General features: G+C 39.6%; 19 protein-coding genes. 12 read left to right on the forward strand and 7 right to left on the reverse strand.

Translation table 11 applies throughout. The features are described 5' to 3' along the window. Window positions 1-9: 9 nt before the first annotated feature. Together BTO21_RS02125 and BTO21_RS02130 are read left to right on the forward strand one after the other, a co-directional pair. On the forward strand, window positions 10-483 hold the full coding sequence (locus BTO21_RS02125; protein WP_045027084.1) for a hypothetical protein: 474 nt from the start codon (window positions 10-12) through the stop codon (window positions 481-483). A gap of 262 nt (window positions 484-745) precedes the next feature. Further along, on the forward strand, window positions 746-1369 hold the full coding sequence (locus tag BTO21_RS02130) for a MarC family protein (RefSeq protein ID WP_045027086.1): 624 nt from the start codon (window positions 746-748) through the stop codon (window positions 1367-1369). Window positions 1370-1448: 79 nt separating this feature from the next. Here the strand turns inward: BTO21_RS02130 and BTO21_RS02135 are convergent, their stop codons facing one another. Together BTO21_RS02135 and BTO21_RS02140 are read right to left on the reverse strand one after the other, a co-directional pair. Next, window positions 1449-1838 (reverse strand): hypothetical protein, encoded by a 390-nt coding sequence (locus BTO21_RS02135; RefSeq protein ID WP_045027087.1) that lies wholly within the window; start codon window positions 1836-1838, stop codon window positions 1449-1451. A gap of 536 nt (window positions 1839-2374) precedes the next feature. Then, entirely contained in the window at window positions 2375-5029 is a 2655-nt protein-coding gene (locus BTO21_RS02140) for a nitrate reductase (RefSeq protein ID WP_045027089.1), read from the reverse strand. Between the two features lie 459 nt (window positions 5030-5488). Between BTO21_RS02140 and cobA the strand changes: the two genes are divergently transcribed. From cobA to BTO21_RS02180, 8 genes are all read left to right on the forward strand, one after another. Beyond that, window positions 5489-6313 (forward strand): uroporphyrinogen-III C-methyltransferase, encoded by an 825-nt coding sequence (gene cobA, locus BTO21_RS02145; protein ID WP_239992721.1) that lies wholly within the window; start codon window positions 5489-5491, stop codon window positions 6311-6313. A gap of 14 nt (window positions 6314-6327) precedes the next feature. Further along, complete coding sequence (nirB, locus tag BTO21_RS02150) at window positions 6328-8880, forward strand: nitrite reductase large subunit NirB (RefSeq protein ID WP_045027091.1); 2553 nt, start codon at window positions 6328-6330, stop codon at window positions 8878-8880. 6 nt (window positions 8881-8886) lie between these two features. Beyond that, on the forward strand, window positions 8887-9231 hold the full coding sequence (nirD, locus tag BTO21_RS02155; protein ID WP_045027153.1) for a nitrite reductase small subunit NirD: 345 nt from the start codon (window positions 8887-8889) through the stop codon (window positions 9229-9231). Between the two features lie 12 nt (window positions 9232-9243). Next, window positions 9244-10713: a NarK family nitrate/nitrite MFS transporter gene (locus BTO21_RS02160; protein ID WP_045027092.1), complete on the forward strand. Its 1470-nt coding sequence runs from the start codon at window positions 9244-9246 to the stop codon at window positions 10711-10713. A gap of 102 nt (window positions 10714-10815) precedes the next feature. Further along, window positions 10816-12573: a bifunctional protein-serine/threonine kinase/phosphatase gene (locus BTO21_RS02165; RefSeq protein ID WP_052672589.1), complete on the forward strand. Its 1758-nt coding sequence runs from the start codon at window positions 10816-10818 to the stop codon at window positions 12571-12573. Window positions 12574-12733: 160 nt separating this feature from the next. Continuing rightward, complete coding sequence (locus BTO21_RS02170) at window positions 12734-13822, forward strand: efflux RND transporter periplasmic adaptor subunit (RefSeq protein ID WP_239997972.1); 1089 nt, start codon at window positions 12734-12736, stop codon at window positions 13820-13822. Continuing rightward, a complete protein-coding gene (locus tag BTO21_RS02175; RefSeq protein WP_045027095.1) occupies window positions 13819-16902 on the forward strand; it encodes an efflux RND transporter permease subunit in 3084 nt (1027 codons plus the stop codon). Before BTO21_RS02170 ends, BTO21_RS02175 begins: the two co-directional genes overlap by 4 nt. Window positions 16903-17360: 458 nt before the next feature. Next, window positions 17361-17855 (forward strand): hypothetical protein, encoded by a 495-nt coding sequence (locus BTO21_RS02180; RefSeq protein ID WP_045027097.1) that lies wholly within the window; start codon window positions 17361-17363, stop codon window positions 17853-17855. A 73-nt stretch (window positions 17856-17928) separates the two neighbouring features. Here BTO21_RS02180 and rsmS read toward each other — a convergent pair whose 3' ends face one another. The 4 genes from rsmS to dinG all read right to left on the reverse strand — a co-directional run bounded on the left by rsmS (window position 17929) and on the right by dinG (window position 21632). Beyond that, on the reverse strand, window positions 17929-18105 hold the full coding sequence (gene rsmS / locus BTO21_RS02185; RefSeq protein ID WP_082056773.1) for a pleiotropic regulatory protein RsmS: 177 nt from the start codon (window positions 18103-18105) through the stop codon (window positions 17929-17931). 63 nt (window positions 18106-18168) lie between these two features. Further along, the gene (locus tag BTO21_RS02190) at window positions 18169-18720 is read right to left on the reverse strand and encodes a primosomal replication protein (RefSeq protein ID WP_045027098.1); all 552 of its coding nucleotides are present in this window, start codon (window positions 18718-18720) and stop codon (window positions 18169-18171) included. A 24-nt stretch (window positions 18721-18744) separates the two neighbouring features. Next, a complete protein-coding gene (locus tag BTO21_RS02195) occupies window positions 18745-19518 on the reverse strand; it encodes a sulfite exporter TauE/SafE family protein (protein ID WP_045027100.1) in 774 nt (257 codons plus the stop codon). Between the two features lie 29 nt (window positions 19519-19547). Then, window positions 19548-21632 (reverse strand): ATP-dependent DNA helicase DinG, encoded by a 2085-nt coding sequence (gene dinG, locus BTO21_RS02200; RefSeq protein WP_045027101.1) that lies wholly within the window; start codon window positions 21630-21632, stop codon window positions 19548-19550. A 536-nt stretch (window positions 21633-22168) separates the two neighbouring features. On the opposite strand from dinG, the gene BTO21_RS02205 reads away from it, so the two are divergent. Together BTO21_RS02205 and BTO21_RS02210 are read left to right on the forward strand one after the other, a co-directional pair. Further along, a complete protein-coding gene (locus BTO21_RS02205) occupies window positions 22169-23158 on the forward strand; it encodes a porin (RefSeq protein ID WP_045027103.1) in 990 nt (329 codons plus the stop codon). A gap of 162 nt (window positions 23159-23320) precedes the next feature. Continuing rightward, complete coding sequence (locus tag BTO21_RS02210; protein WP_045027104.1) at window positions 23321-23962, forward strand: YccT family protein; 642 nt, start codon at window positions 23321-23323, stop codon at window positions 23960-23962. A 104-nt stretch (window positions 23963-24066) separates the two neighbouring features. Here the strand turns inward: BTO21_RS02210 and BTO21_RS02215 are convergent, their stop codons facing one another. Then, window positions 24067-24414, reverse strand: a complete 348-nt coding sequence (locus BTO21_RS02215; protein ID WP_045027156.1) for a TraR/DksA C4-type zinc finger protein — start codon at window positions 24412-24414, stop codon at window positions 24067-24069. Between the last annotated feature and the right edge of the window lie 309 nt (window positions 24415-24723).

Below are 24723 nucleotides of genomic sequence, written 5' to 3' on the forward strand. Positions count from 1 at the left end.
GTGCACCGCGTGTTTAACCGAACCACCGTTATTTCTACATTTTTGTTTTCATTATCTTTCGTGGCACCCGCTGCATTTGCTGGTACGACTCAGCACAATAGTTATCAAGCACTTCCTGCTCAAAATGAAATTGTGACTAAAACTGATTTTGGTAATCAGACCTATGTTTTTCATTTCACGGGTAATGGTCAACGCTTATCGAGTATTGATTTCCTTGATCATATGGAAACTCAAGCTACTGCATGCCGTAATTGGTTATATGTGCCCGCATTCAGTAATCTTAATGTAGGTGATGAAATTGTATTACGTGTTAGCACTAATTATGATCCTAGCACCCATAATTGTACTGCCCATGCGTATGCTGGTAACAATGCTGGCAATCTGGATAAAGTCTTGACGTTTTTTCAAAAGAAAGAGTATGTCGATATCGCAGGGTTTAATTTATCAGCCAATGGTTTTACCTCGGCGATCGACGAATTATAAATTTTAGTTGTTATTATTTTTTAATTTTGTTAAAAAACACATTAATAAATTGTAGGAATACGGTTTATTTGATCATTTCCAGCAGCATGTTGATAATTGTTTAGTTGTAGACGATGGCTGGGATTTGGTAGTGTATTTATCAGCCTTAAGAATAAGTATTATCAGGCTATAGTTATTACTCTAACTAAAATCATTAATATAATAATTTATATATCTTACAGGTAAAGGGGTCTATTTAAATTTTTAATGTGAGAGGTGATTTTTGCTTGGTATTATGATTACTCAGTTTGTTGTTCTGTGGGCCGTGATTGATCCCGTCGGCTCGGTACCTGTTTATTTATCACAAACACAAAAATTAACCCCTAAACAGCGCCGTAAAGTGGCATTAAAAGCGGTCGCTATTGCCAGTGGCGTGTTAGTCTTTTTCTTGGTAGCAGGTCAATTACTGCTTGAAGCTATGCAAATACCCTTACCAGCGTTTCAAGCAGCTGGTGGCTTAGTATTGTTACTGTTTGCATTAACGATGATCTTTGGTGAAAGTAAACCAGAACAAGAACAAAAATTAACACAAGATGTAAGCCATTCAGATTTGGCTGATCTCGCGGTTTATCCGTTAGCAATTCCATCTATTGCTTCTCCTGGTGCAATGATGGCTGTGGTGATGTTAACGGATAATCACCGTTACTCAGTGGTGGATCAAATAATAACAGCCAGCGTGATGATGACAGTATTATTCGTTACTTTATTATTATTGCTCAGTGCTACGACTATTCAAAAATGGATTGGTAATATGGGGGCTGCTATTATTAGCCGCGTTATGGGATTAATTTTAGCGGCTGTTGCGGTGAATAATTTATTACAAGGGATTAAAGATTTCTATATTTAGTTGATTTAATCGTTGTTAATTTAGTGATATATAGAATCTGAAAATAGGGGTGGTTAAATAGATGACCACCCATTTTTGATTAGCGGCAATTACCCGTAAAACCATTTTTAATACGATTTTGTTGTTGAGTATTCCCTGAATCGATAATTTCTTTTTTTACATCATTAAGTGTTTTATTCGATAATTTAGCGTGTAATTGTTTTGCAATAATATTAACTTTTGCTGTATTACCTGAAGCCGCATAATTGGCGCCTAGTGCGATAAGTGCTGCTGAACTTCGCATGTTGTTTTCGTTTTTTGCAATGTTTTCCAAGGTGTTAAGTCCTGACATGTCACAAACGTCTAATTTTTCAGATGCTTGAATTAAGTCTTCTCCTAATACCATATTACCCGCAGCTTCTTTTATTGAATTACAACCACTGAGCACTGTGCTTGATAATAACAGTGTAATTAGTATCGACTTTTTCATAATAAATCCTTTAATTGTAATTAATAATAAAATTAATAACGACGAAATTAATTTTACGATAGAAATAATAATATTGGTTTTTGTTTAATGAGTATTTGAATAGGAGGTAGATGCTAAAGATTATTTATATTACACGCAAATATATACACGGTTATATATTTATGAGTCTGTAAATTATTATTTACAGTAGTGATAATTATTATCATTTGTGTTTGAATGTGAAATTATATGATTGCTATTCAATCTTGATATTTACTTTTATGTTACATTTTAATTCTCGTTAAATATTATTTGGTTAAATCTTATTTACTGTATTTATCGTTATTTGGAATTGCTATTTAGCGCTTAAATGTAAAATATTTTATTGTGTCGATAAAAAATATTTATCTATAATTGGTTTCATTGACAGTGATTAAAAGTTACCCATCAAACTGGTTGTTTTTCATACTTCACATAAGAAGGGAATAATGAGGACATTTTAAAATAGAGCCCACATCCTCATTAGATAGGGCGTTATATTGATGTAATAGATTTAATTAGTCTTGATTGTTGTTGAGTAAGTTTTCTATTTCAGTACAACAGCTACCACAGCCCGTTCCTGCGGTTGTTATACGACTTAGTGTCGATAGATCTTGTACTTTATTGCTGGCAATCGTATCAATAAGTTGTTGTTTGGTTATTTGTTTACACACACAAACAATGTCAGTGTCGATGAGCTTATCTTCACCATTGAGAAACTGATGCACTTTGAGATCGTTAATATCATGGTCAATAATATTAGAAGATGTAGTGAAGTAATGGTGATTATCATGAGGCAGAATGAGCAATGATCGAATACTACGGCCATGTTCAAATATCACTGCTCGACGGCTATTGTGCGTAATAGCACGTAAATCATGTTGCGTCGAATGCATGAAATACATCATTAATATTTGCTCTAAGGCGCTTGGGGTAAGGTTTGAACTGATACAATATTGATAACCTGCTTTGACTTTTTTACATACCCAATAGAGTGCTGTTGATGATGGTAGATCAGTCAATGCCACTGCTTTTGTTGTCGTTAAAATAGCATCGGTGGTGTAGGTGAGTGGGGTAAGTTGAATGGCGGTTGCCTTATATTGTGGTTGCCCTGAAATGGGATCGCATTGTTCATCAATCAGTGCGCAAACACTGCCTGTTGATGCGTTTTGTTGAGTCCAATGAATAGCAATAAATGCCTGCTTAGGGCTAACATTTGTAGTAATACGAACCCGAAAAATAGCCTCGCCGCTGTGACTTGTTACCGTTACTAATTGATTATCATTAATGTGGTAGTGATTAGCATCTGTCGGGTGTACTGATATTAGTGGCTGTTGAATATGATCAGCCAGCGAGGCGGCAAGCCCTGTGCGTGTCATGGTATGCCACTGATCACGAACTCTACCCGTATTAAGTAATAACGGATAAGACGCTGAGCGCTGAGTGATCAGAGGATGATAAGGGGTGGCAATAAAGCACGCTCGACCATTTTTAGTAGGAAAAACACCATCACTAAATAACCGCTGGTGGGTAATACCATCACCATTAATCGGCCATTGTTGCGGCACTAAAGTATCATAATCGTGCTCAGTAAGATGGCTAAGACTGCTTAAATTTAGTAAGCGTGGAGTGTGATTAGGGTGATTATTCACGCTCGTTAAAGCGACATGTTCGGCAAATATTTGGGCTTCATTGGTGTAATTAAAACTGTCTTTAAACCCCATTCGATTAGCGATTTGATTGATGATCCACCAATCAGGTTTAGCTTCGCCTTGGGTCGGCAATAAACGTCGTTGACGGGAAATACAGCGTTCTGAATTGGTGACTGTGCCCGATTTTTCACTCCAACCTTGAGCCGGAAGTTTAATCGTAGCGTGGCGCAGTGTATCGTTATTATCGACACAATCAGACACGATCACGCAGGGACATTGTGCTAATGCCTGATTGATTTTATTGCTGTTAGGTAAGCTAGCTGCTGGATTGGTTGCGATGATCCATACCGCTTTTATTGTGCCAGCTGCGATAGCATCAAACATATCAACTGCTTTAAGACCCGGCTGAGTCACCAGTTTATCGGTTTGCCAAAAATTACTCAGTAATTGCCAATGATCGTGGCGATCAAAACTAAGATGTGCCGCTAAGGTTGTCGCTAAACCCCCGACTTCACGTCCTCCCATTGCGTTTGGTTGGCCTGTAATTGAAAAGGGCGTTGCCCCCAGTTTACCGATGCGGCCGGTTGCTAAATGACAGTTGATGATAGCATTGACTTTGTCCGTTCCTGATACTGATTGATTTACCCCTTGAGAGTAAACCGTTACTGTACGGGGGTGGTTCGCAAATAGTTGATAGAAAGTGTGCAGTTGTTCTTCACTTATCCCCGTTAATTGGCTGATATTCGTATCTTGAGTGAGGGCGGTTGCTAATGCTGCCTCAATATTATTGGTATGGGCGTTGATATAGTCTTGATCAAATTTATTATGATTATGTAAGTAGCTCAGTAAGCCATTAAAGAGTGCCACGTCACTACCAGGCGCAATCGCAAGATGTAAATCAGCAATATCACCGCTTGCAGTATGGCGCGGATCAATCACCACAATCTTAGTATTGTGCTCTTTCTGTGCTTGTTTTAGGCGTTGAAAAAGAACAGGGTGACACCAAGCAAGATTAGAGCCTGTTAAAATGACCACTTCTGCTGCTTCTAAATCATCGTAACAGCCAGCAACACAATCTTCACCAAACGCCCGTTGATGTCCAGCGACTGCTGATGACATACATAAGCGTGAATTGGTATCAATATTCGCGGTACCAATAAAGCCTTTTGCCAGTTTATTTATCACATAATAATCTTCGGTGAGTAATTGTCCCGAAATATAAAAAGCTACCGCATTCGCACCATAATGGTTAATAACATCTTGTAGCTGGAGGGCGGCTTCATCTAATGCTTCATTCCAGCCAACAGGTTTATTTAATATTTGTGGCGTTAGCATCCTATTATCATTAATGAGTGTTTCTGCCAAGGTTAATCCTTTGGTACATAATTTACCTTTATTGGCTGGATGTTCTTCATCGCCTTTTATATCAAGCTGACCATTATTATTGATGCGTGACTTTATTCCACAGCCGACACCACAATAAGCACAAGTTGATTTTATCCATGAGCTTTCTTTCTTCATTGAGGATGGCTCCCTTTATTAATGCGAATAAAACAAATGACACCATTAATTACAGGCAACATGTGTACCAGAACTATTTTAATGTTATTTTTTGATTTTATTTTACTTAAGCTATTGATTTTTATTTTTATTTGTCAGGTGTTTTATTTTATTTTTATTGTTTTATTATCGGTTGTCATGAGTAACTAATCATTTTGGTGCAATGGTTGATTAATAATGCACCATAAAGGTGTTTGTTATTGTAAATAAAGTAATTAGCTTTAATGTTAAATATTATTTTATTTTTTAATTCAGTCATTTGATGAGTTTATTTGTTATTTAATAACGGATGGCATTAAGTTTGCTGTGTTACTTAATAAGGAAATTAAATATATAAAATAAATGGTTGTTATTAAAAAGGGGTGAATTGTGAAGCCATTGAAGCCGCAACAACATTCATTAGTTATTCATGACGCTAAGATTCACTGGTGTCAAATAGCACAATCGACACGCATACCACATCAGCAGGGAAAAGTGACGTTAGTCGGTGCAGGCCCAGGTGATCCTGATCTCTTAACATTAAAAGCATTAAAGACTCTCGAAAAAGCCGATGTAGTGGTTTATGACCGTCTAGTCAGTGCTGCCATTATGGCGTTGGTTCCAGCGCGTTGCCAAACCCTTTGTGTGGGTAAGGCAAAAGGACAACAAAGCATAACTCAAGCAGGAATCAATCAGCTATTAGTGCGATTAGCTCAACAAGGAAAACAAGTGTGTCGCTTAAAAGGTGGTGACGCGTTTGTATTTGGTCGAGGTGGTGAGGAAATACAATATTTACGCCAGCACAGTATCAAGGTTGATGTAGTACCGGGCATTACTGCTGCGAGTGGTTGTAGTACCTATGCCGGGATCCCATTAACCCACCGTGGTGTATCTCAGGGGTGTACGTTAGTCACAGTGCATGCGGAAAAAGATTTGGATATTCAATGGCAAGCATTAGCCAAGCTCAATCATACCGTGGTGTTTTATATGGGATTATCTAAAGTCGACTTGATCTGCCAGCAATTAGCACGAGCAGGGTTAGGGACAGAAACCCCTGCGGCAATAATAGAAAAAGGCTGCACTGATGAACAACGGTTAATTAAAGCTACATTGGCCACTCTAACAGAGCAAGTTAAGCACCACCAGATTGGATCACCCGCCTTGATTATTATTGGTGAAGTGGTGAGTTTGAGCGACAGTTTAGCGTGGTATCAGCCTCAAATAGACGCGGTAATGTCGATGAATCAGTGTCAAAAACGAGCGTAGATAAGGAGATCAACATGAATAAAAAACGGATTGTTATTGTTGGTAATGGCATGGTAGGCCATCATTTTATTGAGCAAGTATTAGCGCTTGATAGTGATCACCAACTCGCATTGATCACTTTTTCAGAAGAAGATCGCTTAGCCTATGATCGGGTTCAACTCAGCCATTATTTTAGTGGTAAAACTGCCGCAGATTTAGCGCTTGCTCATGAGGTGGATTATCAACAAGCAGGTGTGTGTTATCACGTTAATCAGCGGGTGACAGCCATTGATCGTGAGCATAAGTATGTTGTTACTGAGCAAGGTAAAAAGATTGCTTATGATCATTTGATATTAGCCACGGGATCATACCCGTTTGTACCACCGATTATCGACAATGATGCAGAGCATTGTCATGTTTACCGTACTATTAATGATTTAGAAGCCATTGCCGAATCAGGCAAAAAAAGTCGGGTTGGGGTCGTCATTGGTGGCGGTTTACTCGGACTTGAAGCGGCCAATGCGCTGCAAAATATGGCGCTAGAAACCCATGTGGTCGAGTTTGCTCCACAGTTAATGGCGGTGCAGCTTGATGAAGGGGGCGGTGAGTTATTACGTCAAAAAATTGAAGCATTAGGGGTCAAAGTACATACCCGTAAAGCGACTGAGAAAATTATTGCGGGTGATCAGTGCCGCTATAAACTTATTTTTGCTGATGGCACTGAATTAGACACTGATATGGTGGTGTTTTCTGCGGGTATTCGTCCCCAAGACGCATTGGCTAAGCAAGCAGGATTAACCCTTGGTGAACGTGGCGGAATTGTGATTAATGATCAGTGTCAGACCAGTGATACTGATATTTACGCGATTGGTGAATGTGCATTATGGAATAACCGTATTTTTGGTTTAGTTGCGCCAGGTTATAAAATGGCACGGGTTGCTGCTTCTATTATGTGTGGCATCGATGCTGAATTTACGGGTGCTGATATGAGCACCAAGCTGAAATTATTAGGGGTTGATGTTGCCAGTATTGGCGAGGTTCATACATCAGTTGATGCGGCGCAAGTGTTCAGTTTATCCAATGATGTCGAACAAAGTTATCAGCGGATTATTGTATCAAAACAAGGGGATAAATTACTTGGAGCGGTGTTAGTCGGTAATGTTGAGCAGTATTCTTCATTATTACAGTTGATGCTAAATCAATTACCATTACCCACTCCGCCGTCATTATTATTAATGCCTGAAGCGCTGGCTGCTAGCTCTCAAATGACAGCCACCGATGATCTACTCGGTGATGAAGCGCAAGTTTGTTCATGTTTTGATGTTAATAAAGGTCAAATTTGCCAAGCGGTGGCTGACGGGTGTGTTGATATGACACAGCTTAAATCAATGACCAAGGCGAGCACTGGCTGTGGCGGGTGTGCCACTTTTGCGAAACAAATAATGGAAACGGAATTGGCAGCGAGAGGCCATGAGGTCAATCACCATTTATGTGAACATTTTAGTTATAGCCGCCAGCAATTAGCCGACATTATTCGAATTAAAAAGATTAATACTTTTAGTGACTTATTAACCGAGTACGGGACAGGCTTAGGTTGTGATATTTGTAAACCCGCGGTTAGTTCTATTCTGGCGTCATTTTGGAATGATTATATTCTGGAACCGCAACATGTTGGCTTGCAAGACACTAATGATATTTACCTTGGTAATATGCAAAAAGACGGTACTTATTCGGTTGTGCCTCGTATTCCTGCGGGAGAAATTACCCCTGAAAAATTAATTATATTAGGTCAAGTTGCCCAACAATTTAATCTTTATACCAAAATTACTGGCGGACAACGGATTGATTTATTTGGAGCACAGTTACATCAATTACCCCAAATTTGGCGGTTACTTGTCGATGCCGGATTTGAAACGGGACACGCGTATGGTAAATCGGTACGAACGGTGAAATCGTGTGTGGGATCAACATGGTGCCGCTATGGAATGGCAGATAGCATGGCTTTTGCTATCAATCTTGAAAATCGTTATAAAGGCTTGCGCTCACCGCATAAACTCAAGTTTGCAGTTTCTGGCTGTACCCGCGAATGTGCAGAAGCACAGTCAAAAGATATTGGTGTGATCGCGACAGAGAAGGGCTGGAATTTATATATTGCAGGTAACGGTGGTATGCGTCCTCGTCATGGTGATTTGTTTGCTGCTGATCTCGATAACGACACTTTGATCCAATATATCGATAGAGTGTTGATGTTTTATATACGTACCGCCGATAGGTTACAGCGAACATCAGTATGGCTAGAAAATCTTGAGGGTGGCATTGATTATTTACGCCAAGTGGTGATTGATGATGCGTTAAATATTAACGCTGAACTTGAGCAAGAAATGGCCGCTAGTTTGAGTCACTATCAATGTGAATGGAAAACTACCCTTGAGTCACCGCAAGAGTTACGTCGGTTTCAACATTTTATTAATAGTCGTCAGCCTGATTTGAGTTTGGCTTACCAAACGATTAGAAATCAACGTACGCCGAGAGTGTGGCCGGAAAGTGGTGAGACTATTGCGGTTGTTAACATTACCGATCAAGGATAAATTATGATTAATCAATGGATTACTGTTTGTGATGAAGATGATTTATATCTTGATGCTGGTGCGTGTGCATTGGTGAATGGTCATCAGATAGCGCTGTTTTTGTGTAGTCATAATAATACCCTTTATGCGATTAATAATTATGATCCAATCGGTAAGGCGAATGTTCTTTCTCGTGGCATCGTCGGCTCATTAAATGGAACCGTGGTGGTGGCTTCACCGCTTTATAAACAGCATTTTTGTCTTGAAAGTGGTCAGTGTTTAGAATCGGCAGAAATGTTAGTGCCAACTTATCCTGTGCGGCGCTTTAACGGTAGTGTTCAGGTACAACTTATCGTTTCTTTAATACGCTAACAGGGAGCAATGATGTCTAATTATATTAAGTTTAATTTGTTCTCTTTTCGCGGCAAGATGAAAATACTCCATATAAGTTGGTTGGCGTTTTTTATTACTTTTATGGTGTGGTTTAATTTTGCACCTTTGTTGCAAGCGGTAAAAACGTCATTAGGATTAACCACCGAGCAAATTAAAACCTTATTAATCTTAAATGTGGCGTTAACGATCCCAGCGCGGGTTGTGGTTGGCATGCTGACGGATAGATATGGTCCACGAATAGTGTATAGCTTGTTATTAGCACTATGTGCCATTCCCTGTTTTGTGTTTGCATTTTCAACTACGTTTATGCAAGCCGCGATGGCCCGTTTTGCCCTCGGTTTTATTGGGGCAGGGTTTGTGATTGGGATTCGGTTGGTGTCTGAATGGTTTCCGCATCATGAACTCGGTACCGCTGAAGGTATTTATGGTGGCTGGGGTAATTTTGGCTCTGCTGCTGCTGCGTTTACATTGCCGTCATTAGCATTGTGGTTTGGTGGTGATGATGGTTGGCGTTATGCAATGGCGGTGACTGGCGGGTTAAGTGTTATTTTTGCTGTCATCTTCTATTTCACTGTTACAGATACCCCCAAGGGCGCAACGTATTATAAATCCAAGCATATCGGGGCGATGGAAGTGACCTCACGCAGTGATTTATTGTTATTAATCATAATGAAAATTCCGATGTATGCGGCAATGGCGTTATTAGTTTGGAAGCTATCATCGCCAGCGATTGACATGTTAGACGCTGAGATTAGTTATGCTATTTATGTGGGATTAGTAGGGCTTTATTTTATTGATATTAAACAATTATGGTTAGCTAATCGAAAGATATTAACGGAGCCAGTACCTGCCATACATCGTTATTCATTTCGTCAGGTTGCAGTGCTTAATGTGCTTTATTTTACCACTTTTGGATCAGAGCTGGCTGTTGTCTCAATGTTGCCTTTATTTTTTGCTGAGATATTTACTTTAACACCAGTGATGGCAGGGGTAGTCGCATCTTCTTATGCGTTTATGAATTTGATTTCTCGTCCTGGTGGTGGTTGGTTGTCGGATAGATTTGGTCGTAAAGCAACGTTATTGATTTTAACTGCGGGTTTAGCGATGGGGTATGTGTTAATGGCGAATATTACTGTCGGTTGGCCACTATGGAGTGCGGTGTTAGCGGCAATGATTTGTTCGTTCTTTGTTCAATCTGGCGAAGGGGCAGTATTTGCTGTTGTGCCATTAATTAAACGCCGTATGACTGGTCAAATTGCTGGGATGACAGGGGCGTATGGCAATGTGGGGGCAGTGTGTTATCTGACTATTTTATCCATGGTTGAATACAGTACTTTTTTTATCATTATCGCATTAACTGCTGTTATCGGTTTTGTGACGTTATTGGCGCTTAAAGAGCCGTCAGGAAAAATGGCCGAAATTAATGATGATGGCAGTGTGACTTTAATTGATGTCGGTTAATTGATGTCGGTTGATCATACAGATAAATCATGTCGGTTTATCATGTAGGCAATAGTATGGATTACTAGTATCAGTTAATGGTGTAAATGAATAAGGAAGATCATGACGGTAGCTAATCTGATTGTACGTTATGGTGGTTATTCTGATGCGGGGAAAAAGCAACAGAATCAGGATGCCTTTGCGGTGTTATCACCATCAAAAGCAATAGAGTTACAGCACAAAGGAGTCGTTGCTTGTATTGCTGATGGCGTCAGTTGTAGTAATCGCAGTTATATTGCTAGTCAATTGAGTGTGACTCACTTTATTGAAGATTATTTAGCGACAGCAACCACCTTATCTGTCAAAGAAGCGGCATCTTCAGTACTAAATACGCTTAATTTATGGTTATTCCATCATGGACAGCAAGCCGATTTACCACAAGATGCGCCGGTGACGTCATTGTCGGTAGTGATCATTAAATCGAATACTGCTCATGTATTCCATATTGGGGATTGTCGGGTTTATTTATGGCGTGATAATAATTGTCGTTGTTTAACCCAAGATCATCGTCGTGCTCACTATGATGGGCAGCATTATCTTACGCGAGCATTAGGTATCGACGCCCAACTGCAAGTCGATTATCAGTCAGTACCCCTGAACGTGGGTGATAAGTTAGTGATGACGACGGATGGTATCCATGATGAGAGTGATGTCGTGCAGTATCTCGATAAGATTTTCCACGTAGATAACATGCCACCATTATTATCGACCCAACATGGGTGTCAGTACTTAGAACGGCAAGCATATCAGCTTGTGAGTAATGCGCAGCAGCTTGGGTCACAAGATAATACCAGTTGTGTGATATTAGACATTGAAGCCTTACCAAGGTTAGCGTTTGATGAAGCGTTGCTTGAGTCAGCTAATAAGACCATTCCGCTAGCGCTCAAGGTTGGGCAACGGATTGATCAATTTGTGATTTGTCGAGTGCTTGATGCAGGGTGTCGAAGCTATCTTTATTTGGCGCAATCTAATGATGATAAACAGTATTATGTGCTAAAAATGCCTTCACCGAACCGAGTGGATGATAGTGACTATTTACACTGCTTTGTGCGCGAAGGCTGGCTTGGGCAACAATGTCAGCATGCAGGGGTCATGAAAATATTTAACCATAATGCGCAATCTGTGTTTCTTTATCATGTGTGTGAGTTTGTTGAGGGAATAACTTTGCGCCAATGGATCATGGATAATCCGCAGCCATCATTAACAACGGTACGAATGATTGTGGCAGACATTGTGACGGTGATGCGTACTTTGCAGCGACAGGGGATTTATCATGCAGATATAAAACCAGAAAATATTATATTACACTCAGATTTAAGTGTGACCTTGATTGATTTTGGCAGCGCGTGGGTCAATGGTTATCAAGAGTTATACTCATCAGTAAAAATGAAGCATCCATACGGAGATTTAAATTATTTGGCACCTGAATGTCATGCTGGTGGACAACCTTCCATTTTGAGTGAGCAATTCTCATTAGGGATTGTGATATATGAAATGTTGACTGGAGCATTACCGTATCAACGGTTGAGTTCGCACTCATCGCCTCCTGTGGCAATGAAAATGCATTACACGACCATTAGATCTTATCGGCAGGATTTACCTGTATGGCTAGAGATTAATTTAAAAAAAACCTGTCATCCTGATGCTCAACATCGTTATCAAGCCTTATCTGAATTGGTAAAAGCACTCAATACTCCGCCATCCACCGCCTTACCTATGCTTTTTCAGCAACCATTAATCGAACGAAATCCATTATTATTGTGGCAACTTATTAGCATAATATTGTTCATTGTTGTGTTATTACAAGGTGTTTTTTCCTAATAAATGTAAAACAGCGTAAAGTTAGCCTATGTTGGTGTATTCAAAAAACCAGCTTTGGTAGGCTTGTATACCTATTTGGTATGTTGTGTTGGTGGCAAGAGTGGTTATTCATTGCTGGTTTGTCCTAGCGCATGTTGTTTAATGTTCTAGGAAGTAGATCATGATAAAACGAAAAGTTATTTCAGTGTTGGTTATCGCAACGATGGCGTTGATGGCTGAAGGTTGCGATAGTGGTTCGAAGCCGCACTCCTCGGCTCCTTTTTCAACGACTGCACAAGTTGAAACACAATCGATTCAAGCGCGTAATTTAACCCAGCAAGTCATGGGCTACGGTGTAATAAAAAGTCATAATGTAGTGACACTAAAAAACCTGCAAACCAATAAAATAACCGCTATTTTGTTTACTGAAGGGCAACGTGTAGCCAAAAACCAAGTACTAGTGCAGTTAGATCCGCGTGTTGCAGATGCCAAAGTTGCTCATGATCAAGCGTTAGTTGTTGCTGCTAAATTGACATTGCATCGTCAAGCCGTCTTAAGCGCGAAAGGAGTAACGTCACACAGTCTTTATGATAGCAGTGAAAGTGATTATAAGCAGGCATTAGCGCAACTCACCCAAGATAAAACATTGTTATCTGAATTAGCAATTAAAGCGCCTTTTTCAGGAGTGATTAGCCAAACTGATTATCATGTTGGTGATGTTGTTACGGCAGGTACTGATATTGCAACCTTATATTCTCCGCAGCATTTAATTGTCGAATATCAATTGCCGGCCTTACAACGACAAGATTATAAACTTGGCCAACAAGTATTAGTACATTCCGAGGTCATGCCATCCATTAATGCGGTAGCTACAGTTACTTATATTGCGCCAAATACAGCCACTGGATTAGTGATCCTTAAAGCTAAATTACCTACATCCGCGCCGTTTTCCCCTGGGCAAAATGTCAAAGTTATCCAAAAAACGCATTTATTACGCCAGCAAGTGACGATCCCAACCGCAGCGTTAATGACCAATATTCAAGGTGCACAAGCCTTTGTCGTGATCAACAATAAAGCGCGTTTACGTGATGTTAAAGTCGGTAATTATTACGATGGTTATGTGCAAATTCTTTCTGGATTAACGGTTGGAGAGCAATTGGTTGTTAATGGTCAAAACTATTTACGCACAGATCAAAAAGTAGAAATTATCCATTCACAACCGTCACAACCGTCACAACCCAAAATTGAGCCACAAGTAGGTAAAGCATGAAATTAACTGAACTTTGCTTACGCCGTCCGGTGTTGTGCACCGTATTATGGCTCATTCCCGTTTTTATTGGGTTGCTGTTTTGTCAAAAATTACCGTGGCGTTATACACCACAAATTAGTCAATCAAAAATACAAATATCAGTACATGATAGTGCGCTTGCTGCGCAAAATATGATGACTGAAGTGTTGATTCCAATTCAAAATGCCATTGCTGGTACGGAAGGAATTCGCCATTTATCAGCAACAGCGCGTCAAGGTCGCGGTAGTATTATTATTGATGTTGCAACCAGTATTGATGACAGTGGAATCGATACTTTGGTGAGTGAGATCCATAATGATATTGGTAATATAGAAAGTCAGTTACCTGATGATATTTCTCCGCGAGTGTCTAAATCGGATGATCAGGGCATGCCCGCGATGCTGATTGGTTTAACGCCAGGGCCGCATCAAGCAGAATATGAGTTTCATCAATATGGCATTGATACGTTGTTGCCACAGTTAGAGCAATTACCCGCTGCTGGGGCAGTGAGTGTGGCGCCAAGTGCTGGTCAATCGGTATTGATCACTCTAAACCCAGATAAAGTGCAATATTACGGTTTAACATTAAATAATGTCATGAATAAGATCTCGGATGTTGACAGCATAACCGCGTTGAGTGGTCAAACATCGGGTTCACAAAGCCAATATCAGTTGGTATCAACAGGTGCGATTGCAAATTTAGATGAGATTAAAAATACCATTGTTGCAACGTATGCTCAGCAACCGATTCGGTTATCGCAAGTCGCAACGGTTACGATAGGTACGCCAAGCAGTCAACTTGAGGTTAAGCCCCTCATTGATTTTTCAAACAAGAGTGCGATGTTGTTCGTGCTTAATCCACAATATACCGCAACAGCAAATCCGTTAGTATTATCACAACAAGTACATCAATTACTTGATTCAACAACCTTGCCTAGTGGTATGAAGGCGACGGTTTTATTGGATAAATCGACCTTTATTGTGACTTCACTCAATGATGTTTATTTTGCGATTGGGTTAGCGGTATTGCTGGTGGCTGGTGTGATCTGGTTATTTTTAGGTAATCTGCGGATTGCACTGATCCCGATTGTGACTATCCCTGTGTGTCTATCATGTTCGTTTATTATTCTTAAACTGGCAGGGTTTAGTATTAACTCTTTGACCTTATTGGCAATGCTATTAGCAGTAGGGCTAGTGGTTGATGATGCGATAGTGGTGGTTGAGAATGTGCATCGTCAATTACGGCATCATTCATCCGTACGTAAAGCGACAGTCATTGCTTGTCGTCAAATTGGATTTGCGATTATTGCGACCACATTAACATTAGCGGCGGTTTATATTCCTGTCGGGTTAGTCGATGGAATTACGGGGCAGTTATTCCAACAATTTGCTTTCACATTGGCAGGAACCGTGATTATTTCGGGGGTGGTAGCATTAACCTTATCCCCGATGATGTGCAGTAAAATGATGAATCATAAACCCGCAGGTCGGTTTGAAGTGTGGATAAATGATCAACTGACTCGCCTTGCTGTCGCCTATCAGAGGGTGCTAGCGGTAACCATTGATTACCGTAAAACCACATTAATGATGATGGTGATTATTTTAGCCAGCAGTTATTGGCCGTTTATGCAAACACCATCAGAAATGTTACCAAGTGAAGATTCTGGGCAAATTTTCTTATTCCAACCTTTAGTGGGTAGCAGTGATGATGCCAGTGAGCAGAAAATGATTGATAATATGAATCAGCAACTGCATCAAATCCCGGATATTGAACATGTAGCAATTTTAACCAGTAGTGATTTTATTCGTGGTTTTGTGACCTTAAAACCATGGGATCAGCGTAAGTTATCAGCTCTTAAAATTAGTGAAATGATCAATGCACGTTTAAAAATTGGCGGCAATATGGTCTTTACTGGCGTGATCCCTGCTATTGATACTGGCGGTGGTCGACGTGGGAACAGTGGCGGTATTGATATTAACGTTAGTAGTAATGTTGATGAGCAAACATTGGCACAAGAAATGACAGAAGTTACCCATAAGATCCAGCAATCACCGTTGTTTGATCATGCGAGAAGTGCACTCAAGTTCGACCAGAATCAATTTAGTATTCATATTAATCGCGTATTAGCGTCGCAATATGGTGTCTCGCTATATAATATTCAGCAAGTGTTGAAACTGGCAATGAGTGGTAAATCATTCAGTAATGACATGAGCTACCAAGGCACTAATTACCCATTGCATCTGCAATTACAATCTATATACACGCTAACCCCTGATGCGATAAAACAGCTGATGATTAGCAATAATAAAGGCATATTAGTCCCGTTATCTGAGCTTATCACGATTAAAAATCAACTTGGCCCGCGTTCACTTGAACAATATGATCGTGCTACATCTGCTTCATTATCGATTAGATTAGCGGATGGTGTCAGCATGGGGCAGGGGATTAAAGCATTAAATCAGCTATTACCAACATTACTTCCTGCTAATGCCCGTTATAGTTATGTTGATGGGGCTAAGCAATATTTGGATGCTAATCATCAAATGCTATTTGTGTTTGTGGCAGCGTTAGTGTTTATTTATATGGTGCTGAGTGCGCAGTTTGAAAGCGTAGTTGATGCATTGGTGGTAATGCTGTCATTACCGATTACGTTGTCAGTGGCATTGTGGGCATTATATTACAGTGATTACAGTCTCAATGTGTATTCACAAATCGGGTTAGTCACTCTGATTGGTTTGATCTGTAAACATGGGATTTTGATCACTGAGTTTGCCAATGAATTGCAGGCACAAGGTTACTCAGCGCGTGAGGCTATTTTAGAAGCAACCAAAACCCGTTTAAGACCGATATTAATGACCTCACTGACGATGATTTTAGGAACCTTACCTTTGTTATGTGAATCAGGTCCTGGCGCTAATGCAATGGGATCGTTAGGGGTGATTATTATCGCAGGGATGGCATTAGGGATTGTCGATCCGTTATTTGTGGTGCCGAGTGTGTATTTAATGGTGCAAAAATTAAAGCGTACCAAGCCGACAGTATCCGCTACTGGTGTCGATTAAAGTGGGTATTACCACTGCTGTAGATTAGCAGCAGTGGTTTTAATACTGTTATTGTGAGCATTGATATAAGTGTTAATACTATCATTGTATCCAAAACCAACTAGACTCTAAGCATAACTATGGCTGTTGTTAGTCGATCTGTTGGCATTGATTGAGGTACGTAAAAGAATTATGCAAGAAAAGGCTAATTTGTGGTATTGCTAGCGGTTTTATACTTTTTTTTAAAATAAACTTTGCTGCGAATTAACGTTTTTATATTGCTAGACAAATAGTTACAATTAGTTGCTTAAAAATCAATCTAGCAGTGCTTTATTTTTGTTGTTGAAAACGGCAGAATGAGCATACATTTGAGCTCTGTCGCCTATTTGAACTAATTTTTGATAAAAGATATAGCAGTTTATCGAGTAGGTGGTAAGGTCTCACCGCATTCCGAATTCTTAAAGTAAAAGGTTACAAATATGTCTGATGTACCAATGTCTGTTGCAAACGTTGCCGCTGTCGCCCAGCCCGTTGCTGAATCTTCAGGTTCTATCTGGGGTTATGTTGCAGCAGGTAGTGTAGCGTTATTGGTGTTAGCGGGTATCTTCGCTTACCGCAAAATAAATCAACCAGCATTTGTTATTAAGCAGGTTCGTAAGAAAAACCTCAAAGAAATGCAAAAACAGGGTACAGAGAACTCTGAGTTTATGGTTGATATGGATCGCTTACTTGATTCTATTCTGCGCTATACAACTGAAAATAAAAAGAAAGGTTCAGATGTAGTAACATTGCTTAAGCCATTGAACGATAAAGAGCGTATTAAAACGCCACGTGATATGTATCAATCAATGATCTTCATTGCTAAAGACGTAAATGACACTGCACTTGCTAAAGATCTTCAAAATAAGTCAAAGCAAGTAAAATCAAGTTCAGCATTGATGGCTGGCCTGTTAAAGCGTGCAGGCATTAACTAATTTATTTTTAAGATAATACCGACATTCTAAAGGCTGAATATATTCAGCCTTTTTTTATACCTGTTAATTGTGATTATGATGGTTGTGGTTGAAGTTTTTTTGCAAAATCACGACGAACAATATCGAGTGCCGACAATACAGTGTGAGGATCGATAGCGTTATCTTCTAACAGGCAGATGAGATCAACGGCTAATTTAACCTCGGCTGGTGCATTGTCTAATGGTGATGCTGGGACGTTACTGTTACTCATCAATCAATCTCAAGTTAGGTGTTATTTAAGTGTAGCGTGATAAAAATTAGTGCTGGCCGTAAATTACCCTTTTCGTTCTCGACGATTAATTTCATTTTCAAGTTGAATCAAAGCGGCTTGGCAACGATTAATACGACCTTCTAATGCCAGAATTTCTTTTTGTGCTTGTTGTTGCTCAAACTGAGAATTACAACGATTAAATATTGCTTCTTTATCACGCAGCATAGACTTTAAGCGCCGTTCCCACTCTTTATGTTTATTAAGGTCTTGATAGATATCATTGATTGAACGTTGCCAACGAACTGCTTGTTTTGGTTCGTTTTTACGAATTTTTTGGGTGGCAAATTCACGCTGAATAGCATGTATTTGAGCGATTAATTTTTCACACACATGCTGGGTTCGTTCAGGTAATAGCTTTCCAGCTTGCTGTTCTTTTTGTAGGGCTACCAGTTCTTGTGCTACTTCTGCTACACAAGGTGTCAGCAATTTACTGTGATTACGGAATAATTGTTGATCAAATAATGGTCGTTGCGCTTCTCCTCGTATACGGTCTGTTTCTGCCGCTTGATGTTGTAACTGCTCAATGAGCTCTTGTAGTCGAGAAAGATCAATCATTGCAATACCTATAAATGGCGATTATTAAAACCAAGCTTGCCAAGCCAACTTAGCTGCAAGAATAAAGACCACGGTAATAAAAACGGGACGAATAAATTTAGCACCGAAATGGATGGCTGAATGTGCCCCTAGATAAGCACCTACCATTAAACATCCTCCCATTGTTAAGCCTAATGCAATATTCACATGGCCTAAAATAATAAAAGTGATTAACGAAGTAATATTGCTGGTGAAATTCATCGCTTTGGCTAAGCCACAAGCGCGTAGCATGTCTAATCGATACAGCACTAAACTTGAGACCGTCCAAAATGCGCCTGTACCAGGGCCTGCCAAACCATCATAAAATCCTAAGCTGCAACCTTGTAGCCACTGTTTATATTTGAAGGTTTTCGTTACCGCAGGAAGTTGGGTTTGATCTGGATTGGGATGAGGATGCCATAAGCTATAGATTGCAACAGCAAAAATCACCAGAGGCAGGGCTTTTTCTAACCAAGCTCCGCTAATGAGGTTAACGATAAGGGTGCCAATAATTGCCCCGATAAAGGTCGCAATAAAAGATGCTCGCCAAAACTGAGGCTTAAATAATTGTTTCTTATAATAGGTCCATGCGGCTGTTGATGAAGCAAAACTGGCGGCGAGTTTGTTAGTTCCAAGCGCAATGTGAGGCGGAAGGCCAAGGGAGAGCAATGCGGGGACGGTAAGCATACCACCACCGCCTGCTACTGCATCAATAAAGCCTGCGGCTAATGCAACAAGACCAAGTATCAATAAGCTACTTGGCTCTATCATATCAATCATTTCAATGCTTTTTATTATGGTTAAGATGATTAGTTGTATTCAATGACGCGTTTAAAAGGAGGCAAAGAATCCAGCAGTGCCTTTCCATAACGACGATTGATAATACGACGATCTAAAATGACCACTCTACCAGAATCACGTTCTTTACGCAGCAGACGACCAACCGATTGAATCAGTTTTTTGCTGGCTTCAGGAACAGAAATTTGTAAGAAAGGATTTCCGCCACGGCTTTCAATATATTCTGCATGCGCTTCTTCAACGGGTGATGTTGGCACTGCAAATGGAATTTTGGTGATAATTAGATTTGTTAATAAATCACCGGGTAAATCAAGTCCCTCTGAAAAACTGCCAGTACCAAATAAAATACTTGGCAGACCGTTTTTACAATTGTCTTTATGTTTTTTTAGGGTTTCATTACGTGATTCTTCACCTTGAACCAGTAATTGCCATTTATTTTTCTTTGCCAGAGGGCGCAGTGCCTCTGCCACTTTGTTCATCTGCCAATAAGACGAAAATAGTACTAGACTCGCAGTTTCACCTTCAAGATATTCAGGTAATACTTCGATCAGTAAGTCAGTAAATTGCTCTGCTTGTGGCTCTAGTTTTAAGGCTGGGATCACTAAACGAGCATTATTTTGGTAATCAAACGGTGATGCCAGTGCAAGAAAGCGTGTACCTTCGGTTTCAGACTCTGAGATCCCCGATTGACGACAAAAGAAGGTGAATTTATTTAATGCGCGTAATGTTGCAGAAACTAAAATAGCCCCTGCTGCGCGACTCCATAGCAATTGATCGAGACGATAGCCCACTTCTAATGGTGACACTTCAATAATGTAATCATTCTCACGTTCAGGACTTTTTTCTATCCAGCGTGCAAGTGGAGCCCCTTTTTTATGGTTTGGTTGTGCCATCAATGACCAAACTTTCTCTAAATTTTCAATACGTTGTAGGTAAAAACCGATTTCAGTAAGTGCTTGCTCACCTAAGCGTGGAATAATGATGTTTTCTTTGGTGCGCTCAGAGATAAGATCTTGAATTTTACCGAGTGATTGTAACGCTTTCTTACTGGCTTCTTTACAGCCTTTGGCTTCTTCTTCAAGCCATTGTGGTAATTCACCATGCTCAAAGCGATAGATACCATCTTTATTGAATTTGCCTGAATCAATATTATTGGCAATTTGATTTAAGGTCGGTACTAAGTGCTGAATACTGTCTTGAATGGCATTTTGGAACCGATTGGCTTTTTGATAGTCGGCTAATTCCGCAAACTTAGACACAATCTGATTGAGCTTTTCAAGCCAGGTTGCCGCCCCTTTTAGGCTTGAAGCTGCTGATGAAAAGTCACGTGCAACTTGTGGTAAATGATGCGCTTCATCAATCACATAAATAGTTTGTTCAGGTTCAGGTAAAATTACCCCGCCGCCTAATTCAATGTCAGCCATTAATAACGCATGGTTGGCCACAATCACATCTGCTTTATCTAGGTGTTCACGCGCTTTAGCAAATGGACAGCTACGATGTTTTGGCATGCCAGCATGACAGCTGTGTTTATCTGCCATGATTTGTTGCCACACTTTATCAGGAACAGTAGTGGGCCAACTGTCGCGATCACCATCCCATTTGTTTTGTTCTGTGGCTTTTAACATGCGCTTGAGTAAATCGAGGTCAGATTTTTTTGGTTTCTCTTCCCACATACCCAGCTGTAACTCACTGTCAGTTGAACAACTGGCTTCTAATTTGTGGTTACAGCAATAGCGTTGACGACCTTTAGCCAGAATAAAGCTAAATTCCCGCGGAAAAATTTGATTAAACAAAGGTAAATCTTTGGTGATTAACTGTTCTTGAAGTGCCACCGTCGCGGTAGAAATCAATAGTTTTTTATTATTGAACAGTGCAAAAGGGATCCCGCCTATTAAATAGGCAAGCGATTTACCGATCCCCGTTCCCGCCTCTGCCACAAGAATACGATTTTTTTTGTGGTATTCACCCGCAAGTGTTTTGGCTATTTCTGCGACTAAATAATTTTGCGCGCGGCGTGGAATAAAGTTATCCAGTTGATGACCAAGGTTGGTGTAGCACTGTTTGATATCGCTTTTTATGGTGTTGTGCAGCATGGTTGAAACTTCATAAGGACCGGGGAAATGCATTATAGCATGAAGCGCTAAATGTGAGCGGTAACAAAATTTTCGCTATTTATATTTGAAAATGACGGGTAGCTCACGGTTTTTTACTTTGGTTACATTTGCTTTGTAAGGGTTGTCTTTATGCAAACTAAAATTTTGCAAATGATGATAAGAAGTGGTTTTTTATTCTGATTTATAGGTGTTTTTAGGTTGATTGATAATGCAATACACAGTTATTTACATCTGTTAATCTAATGTTAATTGCATTTTTTTACTTAATTTATTGTGATTAATATCTAACTATTCTTATCTAACTTATTGTTTTTGTGATGTGTTTTATGTTTTTTTATATTTAATTTAGGTTATTTGACAAAAATATTGAACTTCTGTCAGGATGTGAGCCATAGATTACTTCCCCTTGATATTTTAGTGTTTTGTTTTTTAACAAGGCGCATCTCGAAGGGAATATAAGGACAGGGAATCTCAGGATTGAGATTTACAACAATAAGAAAGGCAGTGGACATATCATGAAAAAATCTCTATTAGCGTTAGCCGTTTTAACTGCAGCTGGTTCTGCAAATGCTGGCATCAACCTTTATGATGCAAATGGCGTTAAAGTTGATCTTTCTGGTGCGGTTGAAGTACAACTTTATGATGATTTTGAAAAGCACGGCGATTCAACTATTCGTTTAGATGATGGTGATCTAGCACTTAACGCAACGGTTGCTGTGTCTGAGAACCTAAACGTTGTTTCTGGTACTGCATTCAAATATGAAAGCCGTGATCTACAGAACTACGAGCTATGGGCTGGTTTTTCTGGTGACTTCGGTACACTAACTTTTGGTCGTCAACTTCTAGTTTCTGATGATTCAGGCATCGGTAAAGACTACGAGCTAGGTGCAGGTCAAATTGATTTTGCACAAACTGAAGGCGACCGTGTTGCTAAGTACGTTTACGATAACGGTACTTTCTACACTGCTGTTTCTCATGAAATGGATACTAATCACAGCACAACAATCACTGATGGTCGTGTTGGTTTCCGTACTGGCGGTCTAGATATTCGTGCATACGGTTATGACGGTAAGCGTATTGGCCTTAAAGGTTTAGTTGAAAATGGCGAGCTAGCTGACGGTACACCAATCATTATTCCTGGTAAAGCTGGCGAAAATATTCGTGGTTATAACCTAGAAGCACAATATGCGATGGGTGCTATCAACCTAGCAGCATCTTTTGGCCAAGTTGAATACAAAGATGCTGGTACTAAAGTAACCGATAAGAAGATTGATCTGTATGAAATCAACGGTTCATACACTATCGACAAAACAACAATGGCGCTTGGCTATGTTCGTGGCGAAGATAAAATTGCTCACGGTAACGTAATCAACAACGTATACGCAAACGTAACTCAACAATTACACAGCAATGTACGTGCATATGTTGAACTTGGTTACGCTGACGATAAGAAAGATACTTTAGAAGATTTCGGTTACGTTGCTGGTCTAGAAGTTAAATTCTAATCAAGCCATAACGTAATGATTGATAAGGCCGCCTTTATTGGCGGCTTTTTGCTATTTTCCAATTATGTGGGTAATTATTGTTATCACGCGAATTAAGCAGTAGTGATAACAATGATCAGCCAATAAAAATTAGAAATATATTAGACATATTAAGGATCAATGATGAACAATAAATTATGGTTATTAGTCGCGTTATTTTCAGTGAGTACGCATGCCGCAACGTTATCAGTAGCAGATAAAATTCAGTTATTAGCCGTTGATGGTAAAGAGGTCAAAGCTCAAGGTTGGAACACAGTCGATAGTGTTGAATTATCTGAAGGTAAACATCAAGTAGTGGTACGGTTTGATGGTGAAGTTAAGCGTGGCTCGAAATCAACTATTTATACTACTCGTCCTTATTTGTTTGAGATTGATTTAACTAAAAAAGATGCTGAAATTACTCTGCCACGTTTAACAACTGAATCACAAGCAAAAGCCTTTTTTGAACGTGGTGCTCAGTGGCAATTAATTATTAATGGTGGTGCTGTACAACCATTAGACGGTGTTGAACTGCAAGGGGAAGGTTTTGCTGCCTACCGTGACATAGAATCACTGGTTGCTGCTTATAATAGTACTAACGGTATTGTGATTGAAAAAGGTAACGCAGTAGATTTACAACAAGTTGCGGTGAATGTCGATGACAAAACCGGCAAAGTCGAAATTACAGGCGATGCATTAACACAATTAAAAATGTGGTATACCAAAGCCTCAAATAACGATAAAAAAGCGTTTAAAATCTGGATGGCAGAAAAAGACTTTAATTAAGTTGGTTAATAAACGTTTTTATTATTAATGTAATGGTTTTGTAGTTAAAAAGTAAAAGGCAACCAAGGTTGCCTTTTATCTATTAATATTGGCTATAGCGATAATTAATCATGGTGATAACGGCTATGCTCACGACATGCCTTACAGCGAGGTTGAGCCGGATCTTGTTCAAGATCGCTATATTCAATTTCTTCTTCACAATCTGCGCATAAGCCATACATACCCAATTTAAATGAGCATACAGCGGCGTCGACTTTTTCTAATCGGATGGCCATATCAAAAAGATTAGGAATAAAAGACGATTTAGCCATTACGATAAGATCATTAAGATCAGTATTATTGACAGCCGTGGTATTGTTATTTAAGTGATTGATTAACATTTCATTTTTTAATTGTTCTGCTAGGGATAAGTATTCAGTCTCTAGCGGATACTGAAAATTTTTATAATTCATATCGGTCATAGCCATAGTGATGATATTCAATAGGAAAGCCAGCGAGGTAATATAATTAGCCGTGCTTTGATTGAGTGTTGTTATACTGCGGCTAAATAAAAATCTAATGCAGTACCTCTAAGTGTTATTAGTCTAATCGAGATTCAATATGCTGTTGTGATTTGAATCAATTCTTTAAACGAATTTAATAAATATTGGTTACTTTTTGCTGCGATATAGCGCCCATCAATGGATAATAATAGATCTTAACAATTGAAATGAATTGTTGTTACAAGCGTCGAGTTGCGCAATAGAAAAGGTAGGTAGGTT

The sequence above is a fragment of the Photobacterium phosphoreum genome, from assembly GCF_002954725.1.
GTDB lineage: Bacteria > Pseudomonadota > Gammaproteobacteria > Enterobacterales > Vibrionaceae > Photobacterium > Photobacterium phosphoreum.